15 protein-coding genes are annotated in these 16586 nt (G+C 48.4%); 11 read left to right on the forward strand and 4 right to left on the reverse strand.

Annotated features, from left to right (window positions below):
- The first annotated feature begins 908 nt into the window (after positions 1 to 908).
- Entirely contained in the window at positions 909 to 1844 is a 936-nt protein-coding gene (locus tag BMW43_RS18730) for a porin family protein (RefSeq protein ID WP_091751442.1), read from the forward strand.
- A gap of 190 nt (positions 1845 to 2034) precedes the next feature.
- On the opposite strand, the gene speD is transcribed toward BMW43_RS18730, so the two are convergent.
- Positions 2035 to 2487, reverse strand: a complete 453-nt coding sequence (gene speD, locus BMW43_RS18735; RefSeq protein WP_245732616.1) for an adenosylmethionine decarboxylase — start codon at positions 2485 to 2487, stop codon at positions 2035 to 2037.
- 682 nt (positions 2488 to 3169) lie between these two features.
- Between speD and BMW43_RS18740 the strand changes: the two genes are divergently transcribed.
- The 9 genes from BMW43_RS18740 (at position 3170) to disA (ending at position 13769) form a co-directional block, all read left to right on the forward strand.
- A complete protein-coding gene (locus BMW43_RS18740) occupies positions 3170 to 4114 on the forward strand; it encodes a nitronate monooxygenase (RefSeq protein WP_091751445.1) in 945 nt (314 codons plus the stop codon).
- A gap of 350 nt (positions 4115 to 4464) precedes the next feature.
- Positions 4465 to 4929 (forward strand): hypothetical protein, encoded by a 465-nt coding sequence (locus BMW43_RS18745; RefSeq protein ID WP_245732618.1) that lies wholly within the window; start codon positions 4465 to 4467, stop codon positions 4927 to 4929.
- A complete protein-coding gene (locus BMW43_RS18750; RefSeq protein WP_245732620.1) occupies positions 4926 to 6125 on the forward strand; it encodes a class I SAM-dependent rRNA methyltransferase in 1200 nt (399 codons plus the stop codon). The genes BMW43_RS18745 and BMW43_RS18750 overlap by 4 nt, the downstream gene beginning before the upstream one ends.
- 294 nt (positions 6126 to 6419) lie before the next feature.
- Positions 6420 to 6863 carry a CtsR family transcriptional regulator gene (locus BMW43_RS18760; protein ID WP_091751457.1) on the forward strand — a complete coding sequence of 148 codons (444 nt, stop codon included), beginning with the start codon at positions 6420 to 6422 and terminating at the stop codon, positions 6861 to 6863.
- Positions 6864 to 7044: 181 nt separating this feature from the next.
- On the forward strand, positions 7045 to 7578 hold the full coding sequence (locus BMW43_RS18765) for a UvrB/UvrC motif-containing protein (RefSeq protein ID WP_091751460.1): 534 nt from the start codon (positions 7045 to 7047) through the stop codon (positions 7576 to 7578).
- Between the two features lie 15 nt (positions 7579 to 7593).
- Positions 7594 to 8670, forward strand: coding sequence for a protein arginine kinase (locus BMW43_RS18770; RefSeq protein WP_091751463.1), 1077 nt, complete (start codon positions 7594 to 7596; stop codon positions 8668 to 8670).
- Entirely contained in the window at positions 8663 to 11110 is a 2448-nt protein-coding gene (locus tag BMW43_RS18775) for an ATP-dependent Clp protease ATP-binding subunit (protein ID WP_091751466.1), read from the forward strand. The genes BMW43_RS18770 and BMW43_RS18775 overlap by 8 nt, the downstream gene beginning before the upstream one ends.
- Before the next feature lie 125 nt (positions 11111 to 11235).
- Positions 11236 to 12612 carry a DNA repair protein RadA gene (radA, locus tag BMW43_RS18780; RefSeq protein ID WP_091751469.1) on the forward strand — a complete coding sequence of 459 codons (1377 nt, stop codon included), beginning with the start codon at positions 11236 to 11238 and terminating at the stop codon, positions 12610 to 12612.
- 74 nt (positions 12613 to 12686) lie between these two features.
- Complete coding sequence (gene disA, locus BMW43_RS18785; protein ID WP_091751472.1) at positions 12687 to 13769, forward strand: DNA integrity scanning diadenylate cyclase DisA; 1083 nt, start codon at positions 12687 to 12689, stop codon at positions 13767 to 13769.
- A 10-nt stretch (positions 13770 to 13779) separates the two neighbouring features.
- Here disA and BMW43_RS18790 read toward each other — a convergent pair whose 3' ends face one another.
- From BMW43_RS18790 to BMW43_RS18800, 3 genes are all read right to left on the reverse strand, one after another.
- Positions 13780 to 14103 (reverse strand): stage II sporulation protein P, encoded by a 324-nt coding sequence (locus BMW43_RS18790; RefSeq protein WP_091751474.1) that lies wholly within the window; start codon positions 14101 to 14103, stop codon positions 13780 to 13782.
- 14 nt (positions 14104 to 14117) lie between these two features.
- Positions 14118 to 15293, reverse strand: coding sequence for a stage II sporulation protein P (spoIIP, locus tag BMW43_RS18795; protein WP_091751477.1), 1176 nt, complete (start codon positions 15291 to 15293; stop codon positions 14118 to 14120).
- Positions 15294 to 15435: 142 nt separating this feature from the next.
- A complete protein-coding gene (locus tag BMW43_RS18800) occupies positions 15436 to 15831 on the reverse strand; it encodes a nucleoside triphosphate pyrophosphohydrolase family protein (protein ID WP_091751480.1) in 396 nt (131 codons plus the stop codon).
- A gap of 166 nt (positions 15832 to 15997) precedes the next feature.
- Between BMW43_RS18800 and BMW43_RS18805 the strand changes: the two genes are divergently transcribed.
- On the forward strand, positions 15998 to 16492 hold the full coding sequence (locus BMW43_RS18805; RefSeq protein ID WP_091751483.1) for a CarD family transcriptional regulator: 495 nt from the start codon (positions 15998 to 16000) through the stop codon (positions 16490 to 16492).
- Positions 16493 to 16586: the final 94 nt, after the last annotated feature.

Here is a 16586-nt window from a genome sequence, read left to right on the forward strand (position 1 = left end):
CACAGTAGTTAAGCCCACATACGTCGAAAGTACTTGGTTGGAAACGGCCCGGGAGGATAGATAGTTGCTGGTTAAGAGAAAAACACTCACCTTGGTGAGTGTTTTTTGTTGTGCTGATAAGTTGAAGTAGTTAATCACATACGTCAAGGAAGGTACTGACGTACCTATGATTTATTCCTGTGTGTGGCTGGCAGAAGAGTTATCTTCTTTAGTAACGAAAATGGAATAAGTCAGTGCCTGCCGGTTTAAACGGAAGACTTGGTTGGAAACGGCCCGGGAGGATAGATAGTTGCTGGTTAAGAGAAAGACACTCACATTTGTGGGTGTTTTTTTGTTGTGCTTTGAAAACGGGTAACGCATCAAGGCGGGCCGGTAAGGGCAACGCTCCAACGCTGTCGCTGACTTATGCTTATGTTAAAATACGACCCTCACCGGGTGGCAGTAGTTTGATCAAAACTTTTTAGCGCTTTGTAGAATGGTTTTATTTATTTAGCTGAAACCCTATCCTCTTGAGTCGTTACCCCGTGGCCTTTACGGAAAAAGACGGTCCGTAGGATGAAAAAGGAGCGCTTTCCGTTAAGAAAATCCGTTTGTTTGAGCGAAGCGAGTTTCGGATTTTTAGGAAGGTGCTCCTTTTTCAAGTCTTTTGGAGTTCAGGCCTAGATTTTTTTACCCCTTTTTGTATCATGACAAAAAGGGGGATACAACGATTGGAGATAGTTTGTCTATTAAAATGTCCAAAAGAATAAGTACGGTTACCATATTTCCAATTACTCCTACAATAAACATACTGGATTTTCCGACAAGAAAATCAGATAATCACTGATATCTAAATATTCTATATAATGCGATAATTTAACATATCTCTAATGCTATTATAATAATATCGATGAAAAGGGGACAAAAGTATGAGGAAAAGGTTACTTGCGGCGGCTGTCTTAACGATGGTCACACTTTCTGGTGGTACTGTTTTTGCTAATCCGGTGGAACTTTCCGGAAACGTTGTTATCGAAAATCGTCAGGAGAAAATGAGTAATGTAGACCGAGATGGCACAAAGTACGTATTCCGGTTAAATGCTAAAACCATGGTTAATGAGAACGTTACTGTATTTGCCCGCTTTGGTGCAGAAAGTCTTACTAATGAGAGTGTGGGTAAGGACTTTGTCCGGACAGGCAAATCTACCGGGGCTATTGATCAATTCGGATTAATTTATAAAAATGGAGGCTTCGCATATAAGCTTGGCCGTCAGGATTTATTCCTTGGATCTGGTATCTTATTCGACAACACTGCTAACATCGGGAGAAATTATTTCTTAGATGGTTTGACGATTTCCGGCAAATCCGGGGAAACTTCTTTGTTTGCCGCTGCCCTGCAAGAAGATAATACCGGCAGTAATGACAACAAAATTTATGCCCTGCGGGCCGGTTTTAGTCCGGCAAAAAATGTAACCTTAGGGGCTACTTTTGCAAAGTATGACTATGCGGATAGTACTGGCGACGTTAATTTTGGGGCCATTGACGGTTCTTATACCAAAGGGAAGGCTTCCTTCTATGCCGATTACGCTAAGTCCGATGCGGCAGCGAAGAATACCGCCTATTCAGTAGGTGTAGCCTATAATTTTGATGGGGTGAATTCAGTATCTCTTTATAACTATAAAGTAGAAGCCAATGCTTCGATCAATGGATGGACAACCTGGTGGGGCAATGAAAAGGGATATTGGTATACCTTTAACCATAAGATTGACCCCAATACTACCGTAGGTTTGGCCATGCGTGATGGTAACCAAATTGACAACGGCAACGACAAAAAATCCTTCCGTACTACAGTGACTTATAAATTTTAGCTTGCCACTCTATGTACATTATAATGCAAAGTGTGAACTTTTTAGCCAGAGTTCATGCTTTGCATTTTTTACATTATTATAGGAATTTTATATTTGAAACAGTGTTCACAAGGACACTGACTTACGTTTATGCTAAAGTAACAATAAAAGTAAAGGGCACTCACAAGGAGTGCCCTAAGTAATGTAACAATTATTTAGGCCGCGACAGCAACCGCAATACTTTAGCTCCTGTATCACGTACGCGGCGCAACGGGGTAATACTGACTTTTACTTTGGGTTTCATATCGCGTTCTGAACCAAAATCTCCCCGCTTTATATGGGTAGTTCTCGTTTTTTCCGGTTTAAGCCGTTCTCTCAACACGGCAATTGCGTTATTGGGGCTGCTCTGCTCTTCGCAGGTCATAATATCAATCGCGGCATAGCCCAGATCAGGATAGCTATGAACACTCATATGGCCTCTGGCGAGCAGGGCCATCATCGACAGACCCTGCGGCTCGAATCTATGGGAAGTAAAACCGATCACGGTCATATTGGCCTCGGTAACGGCACTATATATGGTGTCTCTAATGAAATCCATGTTGTTTAGCTTATCAAAATTGCAACCATACATATCAATGGTTACGTGCTTGCCAATTAATTTCACGATGAATATCGCTCCTTTGGATGTATTCGATATGACTATAGAAACTCAAAATGGGTAAAATATAGGAAGGATTTGGCGAAAAGTGGGTATTTCTCGCGGTATAATTACGATTACGCTGTTTTATATCTTTATTCTACAACTTTTGATTATAAGTGTCCTGCCGGGGATTGTAAAGGGGGTATTTTAGAAAGGCGAGGCGGCAGCAGATAGTGCTCTATTTGCACTTACAAAATAAACAGAGTTAGGGTGTGTCTTGCAACAGGATGATCCATGGCGAATGATTTTTGTGCCAGATGAATTATACCTCAAATGGTACGCGAAATTTGGCAGGAATAGCGGACTATTTCAAAAAAATAATGAGGTAGGGCACGGATAGTTTAAAGACACGCTCCAGAGTTTGAGCGAATTGAGAATTGAGGTTTGATTGCGGAGGCTTTTGCACTGCAAGGCGGAGAAGCCGCGTATACCGGGCATAAGTAAGGTGATGATAACGATACAGGCAGGGAGCAGTAAGCTAGTCAAAGTTTGGATCCTGCCAAGGTAGCAGCTATATCCAAAGTATAAACATACCGCCTATAGTTATTCTTATTCGCGATAGTTTTAAAATTTCTTGCAGGAATATTGCTATATATAGTAAAATTTTCTTCATAACATAGTAAACTTTAATGTAAGGAGAATTATAATGACCAATACAATAACAGCGTTGTTAGGTATTAAATATCCCATTATTCAGGGGGGAATGGCCTGGGTTTCGGAACACCGTTTGGCGGCGGCCGTTTCTAATGCCGGTGGTGCCGGTATTATTGCTACCGGCGGCCGGGATGCGGCCTGGGTCCGGGAGCAGATTCGTCTGGCCAAGACTTTGACTGACAAAGCCTTTGGGGTTAATGTGCAGCTTATGGCTCCTAATAAAGAAGAAATCATTGATATCGTTTGTGAAGAAAAAGTGGCTTTTGTTACCTTGGGGGCAGGCAATCCGGTTCCTTTCTTTGAGAAGTTAAAACAGGCAGGAGTTAAGATTATTCCGGTCGTGCCTAATGTTAAGCTGGCTTTACGGGTCCAGGAGAAAGGTGCCGATGCGATTGTTATCGAAGGCATGGAAGCTGGCGGTCATATTGGTGTGCTGACCACAATGGCACTGATGACGCAGGTCCTGCCCTTAGTTAAACTTCCGGCTATTGTAGCCGGCGGCTTTGCTGATGGACGTGGTTTGGCAACGGCTTTGCTGATGGGGGCTGCCGGTGTGCAGATGGGAACCCGGTTTCTGGTTTCGGAAGAGTGTGCTGTCCATGCCAACGTAAAACAAAAGTTAATTGATGCAATTGATACCGATACAGTCGTAACCGGGTTGACGATGGGCCATGCTGTCCGGGGCGTTAAGAATCCGTTTACCGATAAGTTCCTGGCCCTGGAATATGGCGGCGGTGCCTCCAAGGAAGAACTGGAAAAGCTAGCGGCCGGAACTAACCGGAAGGCTGCTATCGATGGCGACGTAGTAAATGGCATGGTGCAGGCCGGCCAAAGTCTGTTGCCGTTAAAAAAGGTTGAGCCGGTGAAGACGATTATAGAAGATATTGTTACGCAGGCTCGCCAGGTTCTGGCCGATGCTGCTAAGATTAAACTATAAATAACTAAAGATTGATAAAATGGGCGTGATTACCACGCCCATTTTATCCGCGGCGGCAAAGCAAATACATAGCCACAGGACATATGTGCCAAACTAGTGTAGTAACAGGTTCCTATTTTAATCAAAGGACGCAGAATGAATTTTCATCTGCAAGGCGGAGGAATGAGGCGTAGTGGTTCCTATGCCGATTGACGACAACGTAGCAAATGAAGATTCGGACGAGTCTTTTAGTTGAAGTAGGAGCTTGTTATTACACTAGCGATAAGAAAACAGTGCAGAAAAAAGAAGGTACTATGTTTACATTACATCATGGTTTTTGGATATATTTTTTTACTCGGAAGCAGGCAAAAGTGTGGCAATATGTCCTGGGGTCTATGCTGCCTGATTATGTGTATGTGGGGCTGATCTTAGCGCTGCTGTATAACCGGCAGATACAGTGGAACGAGTTGACCGATATAGACCCGACGATGATGATGTCGTTGCTTCCTTTATATCCATGGGTAGTTAAAATTGATCTGTTTTTTCACTCAGTGGTTATTTGGGGGATCGGCCTAGCGTTAACCTTTCTGCCCGTGCTTCGTCACGTCCAGGCTTTTGTGATTGGCTGGGGGACTCATATATTAATCGATTCCCTTACCCATGCCGCCCATGCTAATTTTTATTTGTATCCTTTATCCATGGCGGCAGTACACAGTCCGGTATCGTACTGGGAAATGCAATATTTTTCCAGAGAGTTCAAATGGGTTAATTATGGGCTTATGAGCCTGGTGGCATTATATTTGATTTATCAATGGTGGAAAACAAAGAGGAAATGAGGAAAATAGAAACGATGCAGGTTACTACGAGCGTATTTTTGCGAAAGGGTGCGCAACACAGGGTGGAAAGTGGTCACCCGTGGGTGTACCAAAGTGAGCTTGACTATATTGATGGTGAATTTGAGCCGGGCGATATTGTTGATGTTTATAATTTCCGACAAAAGTTTATTGGTCGCGGCTATATCAATCCCCGGTCTCAGATTATTGTCCGGCTTCTCAGCCGGGAGCAGGAACCGATTGACCGGGAATTTTTCAAAAAACGTATTCAGACGGCCTGGAAATACCGGCAGACTTTTATCAGCGAGCCGGAATATTGCCGCTTAGTGTATGGTGAGGCTGATTTCCTGCCGGCGCTTATTGTCGATAAATTTGGTCCCTATATGGTTATCCAGACGCTGGCCTTAGGTATTGATGTACATAAAGATACGATTGTCTCGGTGCTGGATGAGCTGTTTCAGCCGGAGGGAATTTATGAACGTAATGATGTGCCGGTTCGCCGGTTGGAAGGGCTGCCGGAGGTAAAGGGCTATTTAAAAGGCGACTTTCCGACAGAGATTAAAGTACTGGAAAATGGCATACCCTTTTATGCCGATATTAAAGAAGGGCAGAAAACGGGATTTTTTTATGACCAACGGGAAAACCGGGTGTTTTTAAAGCCGTTTATCCGCGATGCGGAGGTTCTCGACTGCTTCTGTCATACTGGTTCGTTTGCTGTTCATGCCGCTTTGTATGGGGCGAAGAAGATTACCTCGATTGATATATCGGCCGAGGCTATTGAATTGGCTAAGAAAAATGCTGAACTAAACGGAGTGGCAGCGGTTTGCGATTTTCAGGTGGCTAATGCTTTTGACGCGCTGCGGTCTATGGCGGAGGAACAGCGGCAATTTGATGTAGTTATTCTGGATCCGCCGGCCTTTACTAAAAGCCGTCATGCGTTGGAAGGCGCGGCACGGGGCTATAAAGAGATTAATTTGCGGGGATTAAAGATGGTGCGCCCCGGTGGCTTCCTGGTTACCTGTTCCTGCTCGTTCCATATGGGCCGCGATCTTTTCCAGGCGATTGTGGCCGATGCGGCCAGGGATGCCAAACGTGTCATACGCCAGGTCGAATACCGGACGCAGGCGAAGGATCATCCGATATTACCGTCAGCGGCGGAAACGGAATATCTGAAATTCTTAGTTGTTCAGGTTTTTTAAGTACTTAGGAGTAGCATACAGAGAAAATAAAGGATGGTGTTATGGGCACCATCCTTTTGTTTTGTCTGAACCTTTGGCATAGCCGGCAGGTGTATGCCGTTGGGGGCCTTTTGCAAGCCAGCCGGGCATTGCAGAGGGATGAAAATAATAGCAAAGGCAGGAAAGCGGGGCGTAGCGGTTGTAATTTTACTATAAAATGGATATATAAAGTAATAAAGGCTATTGCAAAAAGTCAAATGGTCAAATATAATAAAGTCAAATAGTCAAAACAGTTGAAGCAAGGAGGGGAAGCTTTTGAGCAATTTGGCTGATATCATTGAGCAATTTATTTTGCGCCGCTTATCGGCAGAAAACAGTGATATTGTGATTTTGAAACGTAACGAACTTGCTGATGAAATAGAATGTGCCCCCTCGCAGATCAGTTATGTACTGAGTACGCGTTTCACCACGGAAAAGGGGTTTATCGTCGAATCGCGGCGGGGTCTGGGTGGCTTTATCCGTATTGCCCGGCTTGTCGCTCCGGCCACGCTTTATGAAAAGGTAGCTGCTGAAATTGATGAGGATACGCCGCTGGACGATATTCTGGCGATTGTGGAATATTGGCAGTCCCACAATCTGTTAAGCGCTAGGGAGGCGGCCCTGATTACACAGTACTGTGCTATGCTGTACGATTTTGTCGTGCCGGATCGGCGGGTTCCGTTATTACGGATGATCTTTATAACACTAGGGAACCACTGATTTATCTGCAGTGCGCGTCCTGAAGGAGTTTTTTCCGCTTGGCTGCGTCAGTAAAACCTTGAAATAGCTGGGCTAGTCTCTGGGCTTTACTTTCTTGCCAGACGCCAAAATTTCACACCAGGCCGACAGACTTATTAAATCAGCGGTTCTTTAGGTAAGTATTCATAGGGGGGAACGGTTCATGTTATGTGATAACTGCAAAAAGCGCTCGGCAACGGTACACATTACTAAAATCATTAATAACAGCAAGGTAGAAAGCCACTTATGCAATGAATGTGCCCAGGAATCGGGCGAAATGAGCCTGGCTGGCTTTTCGGTAGATAATAAGTTTTCGGTTCAGGATTTTCTGAAGGGAATGTTTAATTATGGCTTTGTCGAGGCGCCACAGGCTAAGAGCGAGATAGCCTGCAGCAATTGCGGCATGACCTACAGTGAATTCAGCCGTAGCGGGAAAATCGGCTGCAGTGTTTGCTATTCGATCTTTGGCGAAAGACTGGAACCCCTACTCAGGCGCATTCATGGGTCCAGTGCTCACACCGGAAAGGTGCCGCGACGGACGGGCGGCCTCTTGGAAACCAAACAGCGGCTAAAACGCCTGAAGCAGGAACTGGAACGGCACATCAGCCGTGAGGAATATGAACTGGCGGCCAAAGTGCGCGATGAAGTGAGAAGCATTGAAAAGATCATTAGTGATCAGAGCAAAGAGCAGGAATAGGGGAGGGAAAAGAATATGTCAATAGAAAGCTTGCTGAACGAATCGATGAATTCATGGATGTTGGGCGGCGGCAAGGAAGCGGATATTGTTCTTTCCAGCCGGGTACGCCTGGCCCGTAATCTGGAGGGAATCCCCTTTCCAAACCGGGCCAGCGATGAGGATTTGGCTGTTGTGGCCAAGGAAATTGCCGGGTCGATGGAGGATTTAAAGAAAGCAACCCAACATGAGTATATTTTTGCCGACATGGAAGAGCTTTCGCCGCTCGACCGGTATGTGCTGGTGGAAAAACATATCATCAGTCCCCAGCATGTACAGGAGGTACAGCACAGAGCCTTACTGGCAGCGGAAGACGCTTCCGTAAGTATTATGATCAATGAGGAAGATCACCTGCGTATTCAGTGCATGACGGCAGGCCTGGAATTGGGGGAAGCCCTGGACCTGGCCAACCGGGTGGATGACAGTCTGGAGGCAAAGCACAGCTTCGGGTTTAATGAGCAAATGGGCTACCTGACAGCTTGTCCGACTAACCTGGGAACAGGGCTCAGGGCTTCGGTGATGCTTCATCTTCCGGTCCTGGTGCTTACGCGGCAAATCAACCGGGTTATTGGAGCTGCCACCCAGATTGGACTGGCGGTGCGCGGCTTTTACGGTGAAGGGACGGAGGCCGTTGGCAATGTGTTTCAGATCTCCAATCAGCTGACCTTAGGGTATACGGAGAATGAGATTATTGACAATCTAAATAGCGTGGTGCGTCAAATTGTTGAACAGGAGCGAAAAGCCCGCCGGCTGCTGCTGGCGGAATCCAAGGACACTTTGTCCGACCGGATCTGGCGGTCCTTCGGAATTTTGCGTTATGCCCGCAGTATAACCGGACAGGAAGCGCTGACCATGCTGAGCGAGGTGCGGCTGGGGATTGATATGGGCATTGTAACCGATGTCCCGGAAAATATTTTTAATGAACTATTGGTAACTACGCGGCCTAACTTTTTGCAGAAGCTGGCCATGAACAGAGGTCTTCACAGTGAGCATCGCGATCAACTGCGGGCCAAAATCATTAGAAAACGTTTGAGAGAGGTGGATAAATATGTTTGATAGATTTACGGAACGGGCCCAACGGGTATTGAATCTGGCGCAGCAGGAAGCCATCCGGCTGGGTCATAACTATATTGGCACCGAGCACTTGCTGCTGGGGCTCATTCATGAAGGAGAAGGCGTGGCGGCAAAAGCGTTGTCTTCGCTCAATATAAACCTGGATACAGTGAGAAAACAGGTAGAGGCGATCATTGGCCGCGGTGAAGGGGCTACGGAGATCGCCTACACACCGCGGATTAAAAAAGCGCTGGAACTGGCGGTGGATGAAGCCGTTCAGTTAGGACACAACTATGTCGGGACCGAACATATTCTGCTGGGCTTGATCCGGGAAGGCGAAGGTGTGGCCGCGCAGGTGCTGGCCAGTCTGCATGTCAATCTCAATCTGGTAAGGCAGCGTACGATGGAGTTATTAGGCGGCAATGCCGCTGCCGGTCAGGCTGCGCAGCCAGGACAGGGCTATACTGCCGGTCCGACCGCCAATCAGACTCCCACTCCTTCGTTGAATGAATTTGGCCGTGATTTGAATAAACTGGCTCAGGAGGGAAAAATCGATCCGGTCATCGGACGGGAGCAGGAAATCGAACGGGTTATCCAGATCTTAAGCCGGCGTACCAAAAATAATCCGGTGCTTATCGGTGAACCAGGCGTTGGCAAGACGGCCATTGCCGAAGGGCTGGCCCAACGTATTGTTGAGGGGCGGGTGCCGGAAATACTCCGGGATAAACGGGTCGTATCCCTCAGCATTGCTTCTATGGTGGCCGGTTCGAAATACCGGGGTGAATTTGAAGAGCGTCTGAAAAAGGTCATGGAGGAAATTCGTGCCCACGGCGACATTATCTTGTTTATTGATGAACTGCATACCCTGATTGGCGCCGGAGCGGCCGAAGGGGCTATTGACGCCGCCAATATTTTAAAGCCGGCTTTGGCCAGAGGGGAACTGCAGGCCATCGGTGCCACTACACTGGATGAATATAAGAAGCATATTGAAAAGGATGCGGCTTTGGAGCGTCGTTTTCAGCCTATCATGGTTGGAGAACCTAACGTGGAGGATGCCATTAAAATCCTCACAGGCATCCGGGATAAGTATGAGGCCTTTCACCGGGCCCAGATTACCGATGAAGCCATTGCGGCGGCGGTCAATCTGTCTCATCGCTATATTGCCGACCGTTTTCTGCCGGATAAGGCTATTGACTTAATGGATGAGGCTGCATCAAGGGTAAGGCTGCAGGCGGCTTCGTTGCCACCTGATGTAAAGGGAATTGAAAAGTCCCTGGAAAAGCTGCAGGCTGAGAAAGAGGCGGCTATTGCGGCCCAGGAATTTGAACAGGCCGCCAAATTGCGCGATGAGGAGCAGCGTCTAAGGGCATCTCTGGAGGAAAAACAAAAGGCCTGGAAACAGCGGGGCAGTGAGCGGATCGTTGTGACGGCCGACGACATTGCCCACGTGGTGGCCACCTGGACAGGCGTGCCTGTTAAAAAACTGGCTCAAGAGGAATCGGAGCGGTTGCTGCAACTTGAGTCGGTGCTGCATGGCCGGGTAATTGGTCAGCAGGTGGCTGTTCAGGCAGTGGCCCGGGCCATTCGCCGGGCTCGTGCCGGCTTAAAGGATCCTAAACGGCCGATCGGTTCCTTTATCTTCCTGGGACCTACCGGTGTTGGTAAAACCGAACTGGCCCGGGCTTTAGCGGAAGCGATTTTCGGCGATGAAAATGCCATGATCCGGTTGGATATGTCGGAGTATATGGAAAAACACACCGTGTCCCGTCTGGTGGGCGCACCTCCCGGCTATGTCGGCTATGAAGAAGGTGGCCAACTGACCGATGCTGTTCGCCGTAAACCCTATAGTGTGGTGCTGCTGGATGAAATCGAAAAGGCCCATTATGATGTATTCAATATGCTGCTGCAGGTGCTGGAGGATGGGCACCTCACCGATAGCCAGGGACGAAAGGTAGATTTTAAAAATACCGTAATCATTATGACCTCCAACCTGGGCGCGAAGCATTTGAAGAAGGAATCTGCCCCGCTGGGCTTTGTCACCACCGGTAAGAATGACGATGCCGAGGAAAAGGCTAAGGCCAGAGTTCTGGAAGAAGCTAAACGGGTTTTCCGTCCGGAGTTTATTAACCGGATTGATGAAATTCTGGTGTTCAGCAGCTTAACCGATCAGGAATTAATCCAGATTGTCGATATTATGTTGCACGATATGGCAAAACGCCTGAAAGACAACGAGCTTAAGCTGGACGTGACCGAAAAGGCTAAGAAGGAGCTGCTCAGAGCGGGCAGTGATCATGATTATGGTGCCCGTCCCTTACGCCGGGCCATTCAGAAAATGGTGGAAGATGAAATTGCCGAACGGATGCTCCGCCAGGAAGTGAAAGCTGGGGATACCATCCTGGTGGATGCCGACGACAATCATCGACTTGCTTTCAGCAAAAAGTAAGTAAGAGATTTTTTCGACAAATTGTGATTTCGGCAGGAATAACCAGAAAATATCACGAAAAGCACTTTGGAGAACGTAAGTTTTTCAAAGTGCTTTTTTAATAATCCGCGCAGGGAGCGTAGCATATGTCTAAAATAAATAAACGAAAAACCGCTTTTTTCTGTCAGGAGTGCGGTACGGAAGCTTCCAAATGGCTGGGACGCTGTCCGGGCTGCGGCGCCTGGAATACCATGGTGGAGGAGCCGGTGGCCGCCCATACGACCGATCAGGGCGGCTTGGTTATGGGATTGTCCAGCGGGCAGGCGGCTATTCCGATTGTCGAAGTGGATATTGACGAGGCGCCGCGGTTTAAAACCGGCTCGCTGGAATTGGACCGGGTGTTGGGCGGCGGTGTGCTGCCAGGGTCACTCAGCCTGATTGTCGGGGATCCCGGCATTGGCAAATCCAGCCTGACCATTAAGGTGTGCGCCAAGGTGGCCGAACATGGCGGTCCTGTTTTATATGTAACCGGTGAGGAAAGCACTCGTCAGGTACGGCTTAGGGCCAACCGGCTGAGTGCAATTCAGAATACGTTGTATGTGTTGAGTGAAACCAATCTGGAATTGATTGAACAGCAAGTGCTGAAGCTCAAACCCAGCTTATTGGTCATTGATTCAATTCAAACGGTATGTCGGCCGGATATCCAAAGTGCACCAGGCAGCATCAGTCAGGTGCGGGAATGTGCCGCCCAATTGCTAAGGCTGGCTAAACTGCATTCGGTGGCTGTTTTTTTAGTGGGCCATGTATTGAAAGACGGGACCATGGCCGGACCGCGGACACTGGAACATATTGTGGATACCGTATTGTATTTTGAAGGGGATCGCAACGCTCAGTACCGGGTGCTGCGGGCGGTGAAAAACCGTTTTGGCAGCACTAATGAAATCGGCTTGTTCGAAATGAGAAACGAAGGCCTGATTGACGTACCCGATGCCTCTAAAATCTTCTTGTCCGAGCGGCCGATGGATGTGCCGGGTAGCATTGTCGTACCCACGATGGAGGGGACACGGCCGCTGCTGGTGGAAGTACAGGCGCTGGTCAGTGCCTCGCCCTTTATGCCGCCGCGCCGTACTTCCGACTGTGTTGATATCAAACGGATTCAGCTTTTGCTGGCGGTATTGGAAAAACGCATCGGCATGCTGCTGGGCACTTCCGATGTGTATGTAAAGGTGGCCGGCAGTATCAAGATTGATGAACCGGCGGCCGATCTGGGAATTATTGTGGCGCTGGCCTCCAGCTTTCACAATCGCAAGACGCTGGACAGTACGGTTGTGTTAGGGGAAGTGGGGCTGGCCGGTGAAGTGCGGGCGATTACTCAAATTGAAGCCCGGATTCGCGAATCGGAACGGATGGGCTTTAAGCATATTATCGTGCCGAAGAATAATCTAAAGGGGCTGCCGGCAGTCGATATTGACATTATCGGCGTGGAAACGGTGGCGGAAGGCTTAGCCGCCGCGCTCCGCTAAGACGGAAGGCAAACTGATAAGCTGGGTAAGCAGCAATACCGATTTTGGGCTAGAACAGAGGGGCGTGTGCAGGTATGACAAAGGTCCGGGAGGAAAATTTCTGGAATGACCGGTTTATTAAGGCGTTGAAATCACTGGCGCCGGGAACACTATTGCGGGATGGCCTGGAGAATGTGTTGCGGGCTAAAATGGGGGCCTTGGTGCTTATTGGCGACAGCCCGCCTATTATGAAGGTGGTGGACGGCGGCTTTAACCTGCACTGCGAGTTTACGCCGGCGGGCTTTTATGAACTGGCCAAAATGGACGGTGCTTTGCAGTTGTCGGCAGATGCCAGAAAAATTGTATGCGCCAATGCCCAGCTTATACCTGACCCTTCGATACCGACTGCGGAGACCGGAACCCGCCACCGTACGGCCGAGCGGGTGGCCAAACAGACAGGTGCCTTAGTCATCGCCATTTCCCAGCGGCGTAATATTATTACCGTATACATAGGAAATTTGCGCTATACCTTAAAGGATAGCCCGAGTATTTTGAACCGGGCCAATCAGGCGTTGCAGACACTGGAAAAGTACCGGACGGTTTTTCAAAAGGGTTTGACCATGCTCACTGCCCTGGAATTTGAGGATATGACTACGCTGGCCGATGTGGCCGGTCTGATCATTAAAGGCGAGCAGGTGGCCCGTATTGCCCGCGGCATCAGGCGGGATATTATCGAATTAGGTGAGGACGGACGGCTTCTCACCATGCAGTTGGAGGAAAAAAGTCCGGAAGAGGATGAAGTACTGCTGCTTATTCATGACTATGCCGCCAACGGTGATGTGATGACCCATCGGGAAGTCCGGGAACAATTGGCGGCATTGCCGGAAGAAGACCTGGAGCCAACAGCCGTTTGCCGGTTATTGGGTTTTCATGTAACGACGGCAGCCATTGACATGCCGGTGGTGCCGCGGGGTTATCGCATCCTGAGAAAGCTTCCCCGTTTACCGGTCAATATCATTGAGAATCTGGTTCTTCATTTTAAAACTTTGCACCGGATCTATAATGCCGCTATCGGTGAATTGGATAGTGTGGAAGGGATTGGCGAGGTCCGGGCTAAAACCATTAAGGACGGCTTGAAGCGGGTACGGGATCAGGCGGTATTGGAACGCTATCTATGATGGCTGGGCATTATTCTTTGTATTTTTCAATATTTATATCTCTGACAAACCGGGCATAGGCCCGGTTTTCTTCAATCCGGACAATTTCGTAAAGTTTATTGTCCTCGGAGAGAACCTCATCGCCCACATGAGCGACCAGCGGGATATACATTAGGGTTGTTCCACTGGCTTCATCAATGATCATGTAATAGTCGTAAACCTTCTGTGGTGCCTGATCCGGCTTATTCTGGGGCGGCATTACACTGAACGGGGCATAATAGACATAGCCTGACAGCACTACTGCGCTAAGGATGCAAATGCCGGCTAACAGCAAGAGGGCCCGTTTCCACCTCATTATACCAGCCTCCTTTAGTCGTTGCGCTTATTTCGCCGGGATCGACGGCGGAATAAGTCGGCAAATTCTCTGGTGCGGAACCGGTACAGTTTTCGCCTGACTTCCTGCCAACTACCTGTGCTGATATAGGCGTAGCCAAGCAGCCCAATGAGCAGTAGAAGCAGCAGTTTCGCCACATCGTAAAAAGGGGCTTGCCGATTAGCCGGAGTGCCGGCTTCCGGTGGGGGAGCAGGAGCAGGTGACGAAGGTTCTGCCGGGGCGGGAACTTCGGTATTGGCGGATGGCGCGGGAGACTCGGGCGCTTTTTCGGCGGCTGCCGGGGTGAACAGGGCGGGCAGAATATCGGCAAAAAGTGCTGCGCTGTGCTCGGCCGCCTGGCGGGTATTATACTGCGAACCTATTTCCACCAGCATGGCCTGTGGATCAAGGTCCTGATTATAATTGCCGTGAGCAATAAAGATGCCGCGAACTAGTCCCCGATACTTCCGGTCGGCTGCCGCTTTGAGCTGCCGGGCAAATTGTTCGGTGGTGCTCCGGTTTTGATTTTGCCGGCCGACCACCAGCAGCAGTCTGGTGGCGTCTTTTCCGTCAATGGTCAGCTGGTAGGCGCTGGCCGGGGCGCTGTCGCGGTGAATGTCAAATAGAGCGGTTGGCCGGTTGCGGAGCAGTTTCATAAAGGTACGGCGGGAACGGTGATAGGCATTGGCATCATGAGGATCATGGAGGGTGGTATCATGCAGCGTTTGGTAGCCCAGTTCATTGAGGCGGCTGACCAGACTTTCACCTACCTGCATGATGGAACCCTGGCCTTTACGGGTAGTTGTGCCATCGCTAGGGAGGTAGCATTCATCGGTGTGGGTGTGGTATACAGCAATCAGGGGAGCTGCCGTGCTAACCGTTCCCTGGGTGGGAACCGCCGGCTCTTGAACTGCCGGGGCCCAGGCCAGCGGGCTGCGCCGGGCATGGGCATTATAACCGTCCAGACCGGTAATTTCGTAGCAGATATCCTGTTCATCAATAAAAAGATCACCGGCAGTCAGGGGCAGCCCGGTCTGGAACAGCAGGCGGCCTGTTTCATCGCTGACGGTGATATAGCCGTCGATCAGTTCCGTTTCCCCGGCAAAAACGGCGGCAGGCTGAAAAGAAAAAAGCAATAGGACGATCAGGATGGAAAACGTATAGTAGCCCATGACACACCTCGCTGTAAACGAATGCTCTGCGGCGAAAAGTTTGTTTACTTAACCGGTAATTATTTATTAGGATATCCTGATTTTAGCTGAGTATGTAAAATAAAAACGCGGCCTCTATAGGGCCGCGTTCGGATTTTCTTTCTTATGACAGATGAAAAACTCCCAAGGTTTTCACTGTTTTTAATTCTTGTTCAAAAATATTCTGCATATCAACACCGCAGTGATTACATAAAGCCGCCAAATAAAAAAGACTGTGGCCGATTTCTTTGCTAAGCACTTCCTGGCATTGTGGGCAGGGCCGGCCGGATACATGTGAGGACATAAATTGCAGTAAGTCACTGTACTCTGTTTCACTGGGAACTTTTTGACGGGTAGCCTGGATATCAATACAGCCGCATTCGGTGACAGCCTTGGCGAAGGCCCGGCTGATTCTGGCAGAAGATTCCTGGTACTTTGTCAATACGTCAAGAATGCTGCGATGACGGATCAGGTATTGATCGACAACTAACTGGAAATCGCGGCAACATTTATCTGTCACATGGATACACCTCACTTTGAATTTATTATATAAATGCAAAATATGATTGTCAATGTTTTTGGGGATAAATGATTAATTGACAATGTCATGGAAAGTGTGCTAAAATAATAAATTTTGACAAAAAGACATTTCTGTGTTAAAATAAAATTAGATAGGAGGGACTGCAATGTTAGCAATAGGCGATAAAGTAGTTTATCCTATGCATGGCGCCGGTGTTATTCAAGCTATAGAGGAACATGAAGTGCTGGGAGAACGGCAGCTCTACTATATTTTGACGATGCCCTTCGGTGGTATGAAAGTCATGATTCCTATGCAGAGTGTAGACAATATAGGCTTGCGGGACATCATTGCGGAGCCGGAAGTGCAGCGGGTAATCGACATTTTGCAAACTGCTCCGGTACCGGTTAATGTCAGTTGGAACCGAAGGTTCAACGCTTGCCTGGTTAAATTAAAAACAGGCAGTATTTATGAAGTGGCAGAGGTCGTCAAAAATCTGATGTCCCGTGATCAAGTGAAAAAATTGTCTACGGGTGAACGAAGATTATTGGATACGGCCAAGCAAATCCTGGTCAGCGAGTTAGTGCTTGTCTGCCGGAGAGATCCGGGCAGCGTGGAAGAATGGGTTCATGATTTGTGCCAAGAAAATACGCCAGGTAACTGACGTATTTTTTTATTTGAATGGGGTAATACTAATAGTGAGATTCCATTTTTTGGTTTATTTCTGCCGGCGGCTTGCCGGAGAGCCAAAACTCTTA

Source organism: Propionispora vibrioides (assembly GCF_900110485.1).
Classification (GTDB): domain Bacteria; phylum Bacillota; class Negativicutes; order Propionisporales; family Propionisporaceae; genus Propionispora; species Propionispora vibrioides.

Bases quoted from the DNA above. Each gene is read 5' to 3' on its own strand.
- BMW43_RS18730 (WP_091751442.1), top strand. From the start codon at position 909: ATGAGGAAAAGGTTACTTGCGGCGGCTGTCTTAACGATGGTCACACTT.
- BMW43_RS18740 (WP_091751445.1), top strand. From the start codon at position 3,170: ATGACCAATACAATAACAGCGTTGTTAGGTATTAAATATCCCATTATT.
- BMW43_RS18750 (WP_245732620.1), top strand. From the start codon at position 4,926: ATGAGGAAAATAGAAACGATGCAGGTTACTACGAGCGTATTTTTGCGA.
- BMW43_RS18765 (WP_091751460.1), top strand. From the start codon at position 7,045: ATGTTATGTGATAACTGCAAAAAGCGCTCGGCAACGGTACACATTACT.
- BMW43_RS18770 (WP_091751463.1), top strand. From the start codon at position 7,594: ATGTCAATAGAAAGCTTGCTGAACGAATCGATGAATTCATGGATGTTG.
- BMW43_RS18775 (WP_091751466.1), top strand. From the start codon at position 8,663: ATGTTTGATAGATTTACGGAACGGGCCCAACGGGTATTGAATCTGGCG.
- radA (WP_091751469.1), top strand. From the start codon at position 11,236: ATGTCTAAAATAAATAAACGAAAAACCGCTTTTTTCTGTCAGGAGTGC.
- disA (WP_091751472.1), top strand. From the start codon at position 12,687: ATGACAAAGGTCCGGGAGGAAAATTTCTGGAATGACCGGTTTATTAAG.
- BMW43_RS18790 (WP_091751474.1), bottom strand. From the start codon at position 14,103: ATGAGGTGGAAACGGGCCCTCTTGCTGTTAGCCGGCATTTGCATCCTT.
- spoIIP (WP_091751477.1), bottom strand. From the start codon at position 15,293: ATGGGCTACTATACGTTTTCCATCCTGATCGTCCTATTGCTTTTTTCT.
- BMW43_RS18805 (WP_091751483.1), top strand. From the start codon at position 15,998: ATGTTAGCAATAGGCGATAAAGTAGTTTATCCTATGCATGGCGCCGGT.